This is a genomic window from Dactylosporangium sp. NPDC005572 (assembly GCF_040605515.1).
Lineage (GTDB): Bacteria > Actinomycetota > Actinomycetes > Mycobacteriales > Micromonosporaceae > Dactylosporangium.
Window position 1 is genome coordinate 44,647 of sequence record NZ_JBEXCY010000059.1, and the last position, 12,597, is coordinate 57,243.

General features: G+C 73.9%; 7 protein-coding genes. 5 read left to right on the top strand and 2 right to left on the bottom strand.

The features are described 5' to 3' along the window. Nucleotides 1-36 precede the first annotated feature (36 nt). The gene (locus tag ABZS66_RS26650; protein ID WP_354762140.1) at nt 37-486 is read left to right on the top strand and encodes a hypothetical protein; all 450 of its coding nucleotides are present in this window, start codon (nt 37-39) and stop codon (nt 484-486) included. A 96-nt stretch (nt 487-582) separates the two neighbouring features. Here ABZS66_RS26650 and ABZS66_RS26655 read toward each other — a convergent pair whose 3' ends face one another. Continuing rightward, nucleotides 583-1,905, bottom strand: coding sequence for a ricin-type beta-trefoil lectin domain protein (locus ABZS66_RS26655; RefSeq protein ID WP_354762142.1), 1,323 nt, complete (start codon nt 1,903-1,905; stop codon nt 583-585). Nucleotides 1,906-2,417: 512 nt separating this feature from the next. Between ABZS66_RS26655 and ABZS66_RS26660 the strand changes: the two genes are divergently transcribed. After that, nucleotides 2,418-7,691 carry a hypothetical protein gene (locus ABZS66_RS26660; protein ID WP_354762144.1) on the top strand — a complete coding sequence of 1,758 codons (5,274 nt, stop codon included), beginning with the start codon at nt 2,418-2,420 and terminating at the stop codon, nt 7,689-7,691. 2 nt (nt 7,692-7,693) lie between these two features. Here the strand turns inward: ABZS66_RS26660 and ABZS66_RS26665 are convergent, their stop codons facing one another. Beyond that, complete coding sequence (locus ABZS66_RS26665; protein ID WP_354762146.1) at nt 7,694-8,416, bottom strand: GntR family transcriptional regulator; 723 nt, start codon at nt 8,414-8,416, stop codon at nt 7,694-7,696. 60 nt (nt 8,417-8,476) lie between these two features. Between ABZS66_RS26665 and ABZS66_RS26670 the strand changes: the two genes are divergently transcribed. The 3 genes from ABZS66_RS26670 to ABZS66_RS26680 are packed head-to-tail and all read left to right on the top strand — an operon-like array spanning nt 8,477 to nt 12,518. Next, nucleotides 8,477-9,904, top strand: a complete 1,428-nt coding sequence (locus ABZS66_RS26670) for an FGGY family carbohydrate kinase (RefSeq protein ID WP_354762147.1) — start codon at nt 8,477-8,479, stop codon at nt 9,902-9,904. Then, nucleotides 9,901-11,277, top strand: a complete 1,377-nt coding sequence (locus tag ABZS66_RS26675; RefSeq protein WP_354762149.1) for an NAD(P)/FAD-dependent oxidoreductase — start codon at nt 9,901-9,903, stop codon at nt 11,275-11,277. The genes ABZS66_RS26670 and ABZS66_RS26675 overlap by 4 nt, the downstream gene beginning before the upstream one ends. Beyond that, on the top strand, nt 11,274-12,518 hold the full coding sequence (locus ABZS66_RS26680) for an FAD-dependent oxidoreductase (protein WP_354762151.1): 1,245 nt from the start codon (nt 11,274-11,276) through the stop codon (nt 12,516-12,518). Before ABZS66_RS26675 ends, ABZS66_RS26680 begins: the two co-directional genes overlap by 4 nt. Nucleotides 12,519-12,597 lie beyond the last annotated feature (79 nt).

Consider the following 12,597-nt stretch of genomic DNA (forward strand, 5'->3'; position numbering starts at 1 on the left):
TACGTCACGAGCCCGACCGTTGAGCACAATGGGACCGTGATTGCCGAACTGGTTGCACGGATCACGAAGTCGCCCGGCGCGCTGATCGCGCTCGCCGTGCACCGGTACGAGTACGACGACCTGCTCGGCGAGCTTCGCCGTTCGGACGTCGCGGTGCGCATGGTGCTGGGCGGCGCGTGCACGACCGCGGCCCGGACGGTGGACCAGTTGAGCGTCGCGCTCCAGTTGCGGTTCGCGGCCAGCCGGGGCTGGGGCGACCTGCTCGACGAGTTCGGCGAGCGGCCGGTCTCCGCCCGGGAGATCGTGGTGGTGGTCGACGCGTGCGACCTGCTCCGCCACGAGGAGCCGGAGCTGTGGGGAGAGCTGCTGACCCTGCTGCGCGACGGTCCGCGCTGCATGGGCGGTGGCTGGACCACCGTGGTGCTCCTCGACGACCCGTACCGATGGGAGCAGAGCCGGTTCGGATCGCCGGAGGCCGCCGGATGACCGACGGCGCCCGGCCCGCGGCGGCTCGTGCCGCTCCCGCCCGAGCCGTAGGGGTCCCTGGGCCGGCGCCGGATCGGGCCGGCCCAGGGGCTGTCGTCACTGCGGCAGCGTGAACTTCTGCGCGCCGGTGCCGTTGCAGTCCCAGATCTGCATCTGGATGCCCGGTGTCGTCGACCCGTTCGGGTCGTCGAGGCACTTGTTGGCCTGCGGGTTGTAGTAGGTGTTGTCGGAGCGGTGGATGAAGACCTGGGCCGCGGTGCTGTTGCAGTCCCAGAGCTGGACCTTCGCGCCGTTGGCCGTGGAGCCGCCCGGGATGTCCAGGCACTTGCCGAGCGCGCGCAGCGTGCTGCCCGCCTCGACGTAGGTCCACTGCTGGGCGCCGGTGCCGTTGCAGCCCCAGAGCTGGACCGGGGTGCCGTTGGCGCTGTTGGAGGAGCGCACGTCGAGGCAGAGGCCGCCGGGGCCCTTGACGGCCTTGCCGGTCGTCGGGGGCGGCGTGGTCCCGCCGCCACCACCACCGGCGGTGTACGCCGCGACGTAGTCGACGATCATCGGCACGCCGGAGACGGTGGAGGCGTACGGGCCGCCGCCGAACGCGGCCGGGAAGCCGCCGCCGATCGCCACGTTCAGGATGATGAAGAACCCGTGGTGCGTGGCGTTGTTCCAGGTGGTCGCGTCGACCTGGTTGGCGTTGATCGTGAAGAAGTTGTTGCCGTCGAGGTACCAGCGGATCTGCTCCGGCGACGTGCTGCGGTCCTGCTCCACGGCGTAGGTGTGGAAGCCGGTGTTGCAGCCCCCGCAGGCGCGCTCGCCGCTGCCGATGCCCGTGGTCTCGTTGCACGGGCCGCCCGGGTTGGTCCCGCAGTGCAGGGCGCCGAACACGGAGGGGCGACCGTTGATGTTCTCGAGGATGTCGATCTCACCGATGCCGGGCCAGCCGGTCGCGCCGGTGCCGCGCGCCGCCGCGCCCAGCATCCAGAACGCGGGCCAGTAGCCGGCGCCGTTGGAGGTGTTGACGTTCGGCTGCTGGATGCGGGCCTCGACGCGCAGCTTGCCGCCGGCCGGGGCGGCGAGGTCGGTGCGCTGGGTCTCGATGCGGCCGCTGGTCCAGTTGCCGGCGCCGTCGCGGATCGGCTTGATGGCGAGGTTGCCGCCGCCGTCGAGGTAGACGTTCTGCGTGCTGTTGGTCATGTACTCGATCTCGCCGGTACCCCAGTTGCCCGCGCCGCCGGGGTAGCCGTGGCCGATGTCGTAGAGCCAGTTGCCGGTGTTGACGCCGGTGTTCGCGGAGCCGTTGAAGTCGTCGGCGAAGATCTGGGTCCAGCCCGCCGGGGTGGCCGGAACCGACGCGCCGGCGTCGGGCAGCGCCGCGATCGACGCGGCGAGCACCACGGCGGCGCCGGCCCCGGCGAGCACCATGGTGCGGCCGCGGAGCCTGCGGCCTGTGCGTTCTTGTTGAATCTCCACAGCGGATGTTGCCCTTCTCGAGCAGTGGGCGGAGACGGAGCACGTGACAGACATGCCTGTTCGCGCCTTACGTGGCGGCGTGAGAGCGCTCTCAGCATCGTGCGTTACTGGAAAGCTTGTTGTCAATGACTGCCGGCCGCCGCGTTCCGGGCAACGGACTCACACAAGAGGCCACAGATCCGAACTCGTGAGGCTTCGACGGGGCGGCTGCAGCCTCTACGTCGGACTGTCCGACACGCAGACGCTTCGGGTGAGGCTACTTCGGCACGCGCGGGACGATGGACCAGCACTGCGCCGTCTCGACCCAGACCGCCGAGGCGATCATCAAGGCGTTGACCTAGCCGGCCGGCCAGCGGTGGGCGACGACACTGGTACGCCCAAGGAGTCCCGGGCCGTCAGCGGAGGCCGACGGGTAGTCACCTTCCGCTACCGTGGGTGCACACTGCCGGACGCGACGGAGAACGATGGCGCTCGAACTGGGCAACGCGGTGCTCGGCTGGCTCGTCGCCGGCGGGGGTGGGGCAGCGCTGCGCAGCGGCCGCCGGCTTGTCGCCGGAGACCCGCAGCGAGCCGCACTGGCCTCGGTGGTCTCGGCCGCGATCGAGGAGGTCACCGAGCAGGTCGACGGCCTAGATGCGGCACAGCGGCAACATCTGGCCGACGTGCTCGGTGACGGCCCGGCCGCGGAGACGAGCGTTGACATCGCCGTCACCTCCCGTACGGAGCTGCGACAGGCGGTGGCCGACTGGATCGAATGTCTGGACGAGCCGCAGTTCGGCGGCGACGGCTACCTGACGGCGCTCGGAGTGCGGCGCGCCGAGCTGGCGGTCGGGCTCGCCGACGCGATCGTGCGCGGGATCGACCAGGATGCCCGGCGCAACGGCCCGCTGCGCGGGCTGGCGCACTGGCTGTGGCGCGACAGCATCTCCGGTCAGCTGGACCGGATCGAGTTGCGACTGCACGACGGCGCAGCGCCGCCGCCTCGCGATGCCTACCTGGAGCGGGTGCGCGACATCGCGCCGGTCGACGGGCTGATCGGCAGGGAGGCCGAGCGGCGGTACATGGCAGAGTTCTGCCATGGTGACGCCGACTACCTGTGGTGGCAGGCGGACGCGTGGGCGGGCAAGACCGCGCTGCTGTCGACGTTCGTCCTCGACCCGCCCGACGGGGTCGACGTGGTCGCCTTCTTCATTACCGCCCGTCTGGCCGGCCAGACGGACAGCGTCGCCTTCACTGACGTCCTGCTCGAACAGCTGTGTGGACTGCTGAACCAGCCGCTGCCCGCGCTGAGCGGCCAGGCGAGCCGCGACGCGCACCGCCGGCGGCTGCTGGCGGATGCGGCGAGGACCTGCCGACGCAATGGGCGGCGGCTGGTCCTCGTGGTGGACGGCATCGACGAGGACACCGGGTCGGCACCGGACGCCGACCTGCCCAGCATCGCCTCGCTACTTCCGGCCCGGTGCCCGGACGACATGAAGGTGATCCTCGCCGGGCGCCACCACCCACCGATCCCGCTCGACGTGCCGGACAGGCATCCGATCCGGCGATGCCGTCCCCACGTGCTGACGCCGTCGCCGTGGGCCCGCGAGATCAGGCACGATGCGCAGCTGGAGCTGAGCCGACGCCTGGCGGCAGGCGGCGTCCAGCGTGACATCGTCGGGCTGATCACGGCGTCCGGCGGTGGTCTGACCCTCGACGACCTGGCGCATCTGACCGACCGTCCTCGGGACGAGGTCGAGGACCTGCTGCGCGGGGTGTTCGGGCGAACGGTCCGTGGCCGTGCGGATCCCGCCGCCGTGGACGACCGGCACGTGTACCTCCTGGCTCACGAGACGTTGCGCGTCGAGGCTCTCCGGAAGATCGGGCCGTCACAGGTCGACGCCTATCTCGGGCGCGTGCACGACTGGGCACGCCGCTACGCCGACGCCGGCTGGCCCGAGTCGACGCCGGGCTACCTGTTCCGTGGCTATTCCCGGATGCTCGACGCCCACGCGGACCTCAAGCGCCTGGTGCCCCTCGCGCTGGACACCCGCCGTCATCAACGTCTGCTGGCCGCAACGAACACCGACGCGGCCGCGCTCGCCGAGATCCGGGCCGCCCAGCGTCACCTGCTCGCCGGCACGGTACCGCCGCTGGCCGACCTGTTACAGCTGGCGTACCGCAGGGACGTGCTCCGCGACCGCTCGGCCCGGACGCCGGCCCACCTACCGGGGATATGGGCCGGCCTCGGCGAACTCGACCGCGCCGAAGCACTCGCCGACAGCATCGCAAACCCGGACCGGCACGCGCTGTCGATGATGTACATACTGGAGGCGATCGCGTCGACGACAGACGGCGACCGGTTCGCAGACCTCGCCACCCGAGCCGAGGAGGCGGCCAGGAGCGTCGGGTACCCGGTCGGACGCTCGGCCATCCTGTCGGATCTCGCGGCGCTGCTGGCGGCCCGCGGGGAGGCCGACCGCGCCCGGCGCCTCATCGACCGCATCGACGATCCAGCAGCGCGCTTCCGAACGCTACGCCGCCTCGCCCATCTGCACGCCGAAGCCGGTGACTCCGATGCCGCCGAGCGGTGCGCCGCCGACGTTCCGGAGGGACCGGACCGCCAGGCGCTGCTCGCGGAAATCGTGGTGCCGCTCGCCGCCGGCGGCGCCGACGAACGGGCGGTCCGCATCGCCGGTCGACTGCGGCCCGGAGGCGCGCAGGCCGCCGCGTTGATCGCCGCTGCGAAGGCTATGAGCGCCGGCGGGCGCGGCATCCGCGCCGCGGCGCTGATCGACCGGGCGGAGAGCCTCGTGCCCACGCTGGGCGTCGTCGACCAACGCATCGCCATGGCCGCCAGCGTCGTCGATGCGTGGCTACGCGTGCCGGACCCCGCTCGGGCGGCCGCGTGCGTGGAACGAGCGGTGGCCGACGCGTCGGCCACCACCGGTGCAGAACTTCGCCTGCCCATCTCGGCTGGCATCGCCGGCATGCTCGCCGCGATCGGCGACTACGACCGGGCCATCACTGTCGCCCGTGCCGTCGAGCGCCGGCACGGCCAGATCTCGGTGCTGTCAACCGTGGCGGAACATGCGGCCGGCGCCGGGAACTCCTCGTGGGCGGTGCGGATCGCCGGCACCATCGATGAGCCGATGCAGCGGGCCGCGGCTCTGGTCGGCATCGCACAGGCTGCCGTCGCTAGCGGCGACCTGACCGACGCCGAGCGAATCGTGGAGCAGATCACCGACGAACGCCGGCAGGACGCGGCGCGACTGGGCATCGTGCACGCCGCCGCGGCGGCCGGTGCCGTCGACGTAGCCTTGCGGGTTGCGGCGGCCATCCACGGATTCGACCTGCCGAGCGCGGTGTACGCCGCGCTCGCCGTCGCGGCCGGGACCGACCGCCGCACCCGGTCGGACATGATCGCGCATGCCCTGAGGTTGCCGACGTGGGCCACGGTCGTGCACGCAACGGCGAGCATCAACCGGACCGCCGCGCTCGCAGCCATGGTCACGATCACACCGTCGCTCGCCCCGGCGACCATGCTGTCCACGTTGGTCGCGGCAGTCGCCGAGGGCGGCGACCCGGACGGCGCCGAACGGATCGCGCACGCCGTGCCCCAACCAGGCCGCCGGCTGGCGGCGCTGCTGGCCCTCGTACCGGGTGTCGCCGACACCGGCGACGTCGACCGCCGCGACCGGCTGCTGCGCCACGTCGACGACCCTATGACCCAGCGCTCGCACTGGCCGCCCCTCGCCGCAGCACTCGCGGCCCGCGGCCACACCGCCTACGTCCAGCGCGTGGCCGAAACGATCGAGGATCCGTCGCTGCGGGCCGAGGGGCTCACCGACGCGGCGGCCGCCGCGCTACGGGTCGGCGACCGGGCCGGTGCCCGGGAGTTGGCCGGTGCTGCCGAGAGCGCCGCGCGCGTCGTGGACGACGTCAACCGCCGGGTCGCACCGCTGACCCAGCTCGCGGGGCTGTTGCTGCCCACTGACACCCGGCGGTTCCAGCGACTGGCCGACCTGCTGGAAGCGGTCATCATGCGTATCGACGATCCGTCGACGCGGCTGCAGCACCTGACCCGGCTCGCCCGGGTCACCGCCGGCGCGCGGGAGCCGCTCCGCGTGGCCCGGCTGGTCGACCGGATGTGCCACGCCGGCTTCGGCGCCGCCCAGTCGCTCTTCGCCGGCCTGCGAGAGGTGGCCGAGGCCCGGCGCGCCGCAGGCGACATCACCGGTGCACAGGCCGCCGCCACATTGATGGAGCGCCGCGTCGACGAGATCTCCGACCCGGACGCTCGCGCCGCCGCGGTGGGCGACGTGATCGACCTGTTGGTGCGTTGCAGCGTCGGCGATCGGGCCGCTATCCTCGCCGCGGCGCAACCATCGCTATCAGGCCGCCGGGCAGCGGCGAGCGCATTGGCAAGTTCCCTGGCCCGCGCCGGCCACATACCTGCCGCCGACGAGGTCATCGCCGGCATCGACACACCGGGACGCCAGGTCTCGGCGCGCATCGACGCCGCGGCTGCGCTGGTGGATGCCGGGCACCCGAACGCCGCCCGGCGATTCCTGGAGCAGGCACTTCGTCAGGCGGAGGACGGCCCGGCCGAGAGGGAGAGCCGGTTCCGCGTGTACGTGGACATCGCGGAAGTGCTCACCCGCGCCGGCGCCTACCCTGTGGCCGACCATCTCGTCAAGAGCATGATCCATGACCCGGCCCAGCAGCTGGAGGCGGCGCTGCGGCTGCTGCGCGCTGCCACCGCGGCCGGGGAGAACGACGCAACCGTCCGCGCCGGCGAGGCCGCCCGGCAGGCCGCGCTCCTGATCGAACGATCCCACGGTCGCGCCCGGCGCCTTCCCGAGGTGCTCGACGCGGTGCTCGCCAGCGGCAATCGGCAGCTCGCCCGCCGAGTGGCGGAGGACATCCTTGCTCGGCCGGCCGCCGATGTCGAGCCCGCCGCGCCAGCCCGAGGTTACCCGACCGTGACCTTCGACTTTGTCATCGACATCGACCGCTTGCACGACGGGGCGCATGCCAGCGCGCCGAGTACGTTCGGCAGTCGGCGCGTCAAGGTCCCGATGCGAGGGGCCCGGCAGCGGTTGTCTGACGTGTCGTGGGTCAGGGCAAGCGGCGCGGCGGTCAAGGCCCGCAGCACGCTCGCCTACCTGCTCGCCGCCGACGGCGACTACGACGAGGCCGCCCGAATCGTCACCAAGATGCCACGCGGTGGCCCACGCTCGTCCGCCTACGTCAGGCTTGCCATCGCGGCCGCGGCCAGGGGCGACGACGAGCGGGCGATCCGGCTGGCCGAGTGCGCCGAGCAGGAGGCGGACGCCATCGACGCCATTGCCGAGCGTGAGACGGCACTCGGCAAGCTCACCGAGGCGCTTGCCTACCTCGGCGACCTCGACCGCGCCGAGCGAATGGCCCGCCGCGTCGGCAACACGGCACGCCGTGCGGCGGCCATGACGGCGCTCGTGGGCTCCGCCGCGCGAGGCGGGGACCTGGACCGGGCCGAGCAGTTCCTCGCGCAGATATCCGACTCCTCGTGGCAGGCGGCGGCGCTGGACGCGGCTGTCAACGCGGTGCTCGCCGCACCGGACGCCGACAATCGGCGCCGCTTGTTGGCGACTACGCTCGTCGTCGGCTCGTGGACGTTGCCACTGGACCACATCGCGGCGCTGGAACCTCAAGCACTCGGCAAGGTCGCCGACGAAGCGGCGGCCGACCTTGCCACCGCCTCGACCACCCGCTGACGCTACTCGTCGACGGGGATCGGGATGCGGGCCTCCACCTGGAACGACGCGCGGTCCGCGCGGTACACGTCGCGGGCGAACTCCACGCAGCGACCCGCGTCGTCGAAGGTCCAGCGGGTCAGCAGGATGCCCGGCGAGGCGCTGCGGATGCGCAGCCGCGCGCAGGACGCGTCGTCGATGACGACGGACTGGATCGTCGCCTGGGCGCTCACCGGGACGACGCCGTAGCGGGTGCGCAGCAGCCGCCACAGCGAGCCGGTCAGCGGCTCCGCCAGCAGGCCCGGCGTCAGGACGGCCGGGAAGTAGGTCGTCTCCAGCGCGATCGGCTCGTCGTCGGCGAAGCGCAGGCGGTGCAGGGCGTGGACGCGGGCGGACGAACCCAGGTCGAACGCGGCCCGGGCCGACGCCGTGGGCTCGCGCTCCTCGGCCCACAGCAGCTGCGCGGCCGGGCGGCGGCCGACGCGGATGATCTCGTCGGAGAAGCTGCCGATGTGGAACGGCACCCGCGGCTCGGCGACGAAGGTGCCGCGGGGCGGGCGGCGGTACACATAACCCTCGTTCTCCAGCAGGGCCAAAGCCTGCCGGGCCGTCATCCGGCTCACCCCGTAGGCCTCGCCGAGCTCGCGCTCGGACGGCATCAGCGTGTGCGGCGCCAGCCCCTCGCCCGTGATGCGGTCGCGCAGCTCGGCGGCGATGACGACATACCGAGGGCTCTCCTTCGTCACCGTTGACAGCCTAGGCCACACGGTCTATACCATCAACCACGTCGATCCGAAGGGAGACCCATGCACATCCTCGCGATCGACCAGGGCACGTCCGGCACCAAGGCCGTCGTCACCGACGGGTCGGGCCGGGTCCTGGCGACGGTCGAGGTCCAGGTGCACCCCAGGTATCTCGACGGCGGCGGGGTCGAGCAGGACCCGCGCGAACTGCTCGATTCGGTCCTGGAGGCCGGGCGCCGCGCCGCCGCCGCGGCCGGGGTGCCGCTCACCGCCGTCGCACTGGCCAACCAGGGCGAGACGGTACTGGCCTGGGACCGCGCGACCGGCGAGCCACTGGGGCCGGCGATCGTCTGGCAGGACCGCCGGGCCGAGCAGGTGTGCGCGGACCGGTCGGCCGCCGCCGGCCGGGTCGCCGAGCTGACCGGGCTGGTCCTCGACCCGTACTTCTCCGCGCCGAAGATGCGCTGGCTGCGCGACCACCGCACCACCGCGGGCGTGGTCACCACCACCGACACCTGGCTGGTGCACCGGCTGTGCGGCGCGTTCGTCACCGACGCCGCCACGGCGAGCCGCTCGCTGCTGCTCGACCTGGACGCGGTGCGGTGGTCCGGCGAGCTGCTCGACGTGTTCGGACTCGGCGGCGAGGAGCTGCCGGAGATCGTCGCCAGCGACGCCGTGGTCGGCACCACCACGGCCTTCGGCGGCGAGCTGCCGGTCACCGGCCTGATCGTCGACCAGCAGGCCGCACTGCTCGCCGAGCAGTGCCTCGACGCCGGCACGGCCAAGTGCACGTACGGCACGGGAGCGTTCCTCCTCGCCCAGCTCGGCACGACAGCGGCGCGCTCCCGGGCCGGCCTGGCCACCTCGGTCGCCTGGCGGCTGCGCGGCGAGACCGCGTACTGCGTCGACGGCCAGGTCTACACCGCCGCCTCGGCGGTGCGCTGGCTCGCCGAGCTCGGCCTGATCACCGGCGCCGGCCAGCTCGACACGGTCGCCGCCCCGGCCGACGACGGCGTGCTCTGCGTGCCCGCCCTCGCCGGGCTGGCGGCGCCGTGGTGGGACTCGTCGGCCACCGCGTCGTTCACCGGCATGACGCTGAGCACCGGGCCGGGGCACCTCGTGCGGGCCGTGCTGGAGGGCGTCGCCGCGCAGGTCGCCGAGCTCGTCACGCTGACCGGCGACGAGCTCGGGGCGCCGCTGACCCGGCTGCGGGTCGACGGGGGGCTGACCCGCTCCCGGGTCCTCATGCAGGCCCAGGCCGACCTGGCGCAGCTGCCGGTCGAGGTCTACCCGTCGCCGCACGCGACCGCGCTCGGCGCCGCCGCCTGCGCCCGCCTGGCCCTCGACCCGGCGGCGACCCCGGCCGGCGTGACCGGCGGCTGGCGGCCCGCAGCCACCTACGAGCCGGCCTGGTCCGCCGACCGGGCCGCCGAACACCTCGGGCGCTGGCGCGCCGCCGCCCGGGCCTGCCTCAGCAAGGAGCCGTCGTGAGTCCCACCTACGACGTCGCCGTGATCGGCGGGGGCATCGTCGGTGCGGCCGTCGCCCGGCTCCTCGGCGGTACGGCATGCTCCACCGTCCTCATCGAGGGGCGCGCCGACGTCGGGGACGGCACCAGCAAGGCCAACACCGCGATCCTGCACACCGGCTTCGACGCGACGCCCGGCACGCTGGAGTCCGGGCTCGTCGCCCGCGGCTACCACCTCCTCGGCGACTACGCGGCGGCCACCGGCATCCCGGTCGAGCGCACCGGGGCGCTGCTCGTCGCCTGGACCCGGGAGCAACTCGACGCGCTGCCCGGCCTGCGGGCCAAGGCCGAGCGCAACGGCTACACCGCCTGCGAGTTGATAGATACCAGCCAGGTGTACCACCAGGTGCCCGCGCTCGGGCCGGGCGCGCTCGGCGGCCTCACCGTGCCCGGCGAGTCGATCATCTGCACCTGGACCACGAACCTCGCCCTCGCCACCGACGCCGTCAACCGCGGCGTCACCCTGCTGCGCGGGCACCGCGTCACCGGTGTCCGCGCCGACGGCGGGACCACCTGGCTCACCACCACGGCCGGCGACGTCGGCGCGCGCTGGGTGGTCAACGCGGCCGGGCTCGGCGCCGACATCGTCGACGGCCTCTTCGGGTACCACCGCTTCACCGTCACCCCGCGCCGCGGCGAGCTGCTCGTCTTCGACAAGCTGGCCCGCCCGATGGCGCCCCGCATCGTCCTGCCCGTGCCGTCGAAGGCCGGCAAGGGTGTGCTCATCAGCCCCACCATCTACGGCAACGTCATGCTCGGCCCGACCGCCGAGGACCTCGACGACCGCACCGCCACCGGCACCACCGCGGAGGGCTTCGCGTTCCTGCGGGCCAAGGGCATGGAGCTGATGCCGGCGCTGCTGCGCGAGGAGGTCACCGCCGCGTACGCCGGGCTGCGCGCCGCCATCGACCGCGACGACTACCTGATCGACGTGGACGACGACCGGCGGTACGTGCTGATCGGCGGCATCCGCTCCACCGGCCTGTCCGCCGGGATGGCCATCGCCGAGCACGTCGGCGGCCTGCTCGCGGCGCACCTGGACCTGACGGAACGCGACGGCCTCCCGGCGCCGCCACGCATGCCGAACCTCGGCGAGGCCGGGCCGCGGCCGTACCAGGACGCCGCGGCGATCGCCGCCGACCCGGAGTACGGGCGGATCGTGTGCTTCTGCGAACGGGTCACCCGCGGCGAGATCCGCGACGCGTACGCCTCGGTGATCCCGCCGGCCGACCTCGCCGGGCTGCGCCGGCGCACCCGCGCGATGAACGGCCGCTGCCAGGGCTTCTTCTGCGGCGCCGAGGTGAGCGCCCGCGTCGCGCACGGGGGCCCGCGATGACCGGCCACGTCCGCGTGGCGGTCGTCGGCGGCGGCCCGGCCGGGCTCGCCGCGGCCGCCGCGCTGGCCCCGCGGGTCGACGGGCCGGTGCTCGTCCTCGAACGCGAGGCCGCCACCGGCGGGATCCCCCGGCACAGCGACCACCTGGGGTACGGGATGCGCGACCTGCACCGGTTCGTCTCCGGCCCCGAGTACGGCCGGCGGCTCACCGCCCGGGCCGCCGCGGCCGGCGCGACGCTGGAGACCGAGGCGATGGTGACCGGCTGGGCCGGCGACCGCACGCTCGAGATCACGTCGCCGCGCGGGCGGCGCACCGTGACCGCCGACGCCGTCGTCCTGGCGACCGGCGCCCGGGAACGCCCCCGCGCCGCGCGGCTCATCCCCGGCGACCGCCCCGACGGCGTCCTCACCACCGGGCAGCTGCAGCAGCTCGTCCACCTGCACCACCGCACGGTCGGCACCCGGGCGGTCGTGGTCGGCGCCGAGCTCGTCAGCTGGTCGGCCGTGCTCACGTTGCGCGCGGCGGGCTGCCGCACGGTACTGATGACGAGCGAGTTCCCGAGGCCCGAGGCGTATGCGGCGTTCCACCTGCCCGGCCGGCTCGCGCTGCGCGTGCCGGTCCGCACCCGCACCCGCGTCGTCGCCATCCACGGCCGCGACCGGGTCACCGCCGTCGACGTCGAGGACCTGCGCACCGGCCGGCGTTCCCGCGTCGCATGCGACACCGTGATCACGACCGCCGACTGGATCCCCGACCACGAGCTGGCCCGGCTGGCCGGCCTCGCCCTCGACCCGGCCACGCTCGGGCCCCAGGTGGACACGGCGCTGGCCACCAGCCGGCCCGGGGTCTTCGCCGCCGGGAACCTCCTGCACCCGGTCGACACCGCCGACGTGGCCGCCCTCGACGGCCGGCACGTCGCCGCCGCGGTCCTAGCTCACCTGTCCGGCACCGCCGCGCCGCCCGGCCCGCCGATCGAGCTCGTCGCCGATGCACCCCTGCGCTGGGTGGCGCCGCAGCTGCTCCGCCCGGGCGGCCCGGCACCCGCCCGCGGCCGGCTCCTGGCCTGGACGGACGAGTTCCACCGCTTCCCCGGGGTGACCGCCCACCAGGACGGCCGGCGCATCGGCTCGGCCCGCCTGGCCTGGCCCGCGGCACCGGGCCGCGCCTTGCGGATCCCGTTCTCGGTGGTGCGGGCGGCGCGCCCCGGCGACGGCCCGGTGCACCTCGGGCTGAGCGTCTAGACCCAGGTCGGCAGGGCGGCCTCCTGGTAGCGGGCGCCGAAGCCACCCGCCGGCAGGATCTCGCGGACGGCGGCCAGGT

Coding starts and splice junctions, on each gene's coding strand:
- ABZS66_RS26655 (WP_354762142.1), bottom strand. CDS start 1,905: ATGGTGCTCGCCGGGGCCGGCGCCGCCGTGGTGCTCGCCGCGTCGATC.
- ABZS66_RS26660 (WP_354762144.1), top strand. CDS start 2,418: ATGGCGCTCGAACTGGGCAACGCGGTGCTCGGCTGGCTCGTCGCCGGC.
- ABZS66_RS26670 (WP_354762147.1), top strand. CDS start 8,477: ATGCACATCCTCGCGATCGACCAGGGCACGTCCGGCACCAAGGCCGTC.
- ABZS66_RS26680 (WP_354762151.1), top strand. CDS start 11,274: ATGACCGGCCACGTCCGCGTGGCGGTCGTCGGCGGCGGCCCGGCCGGG.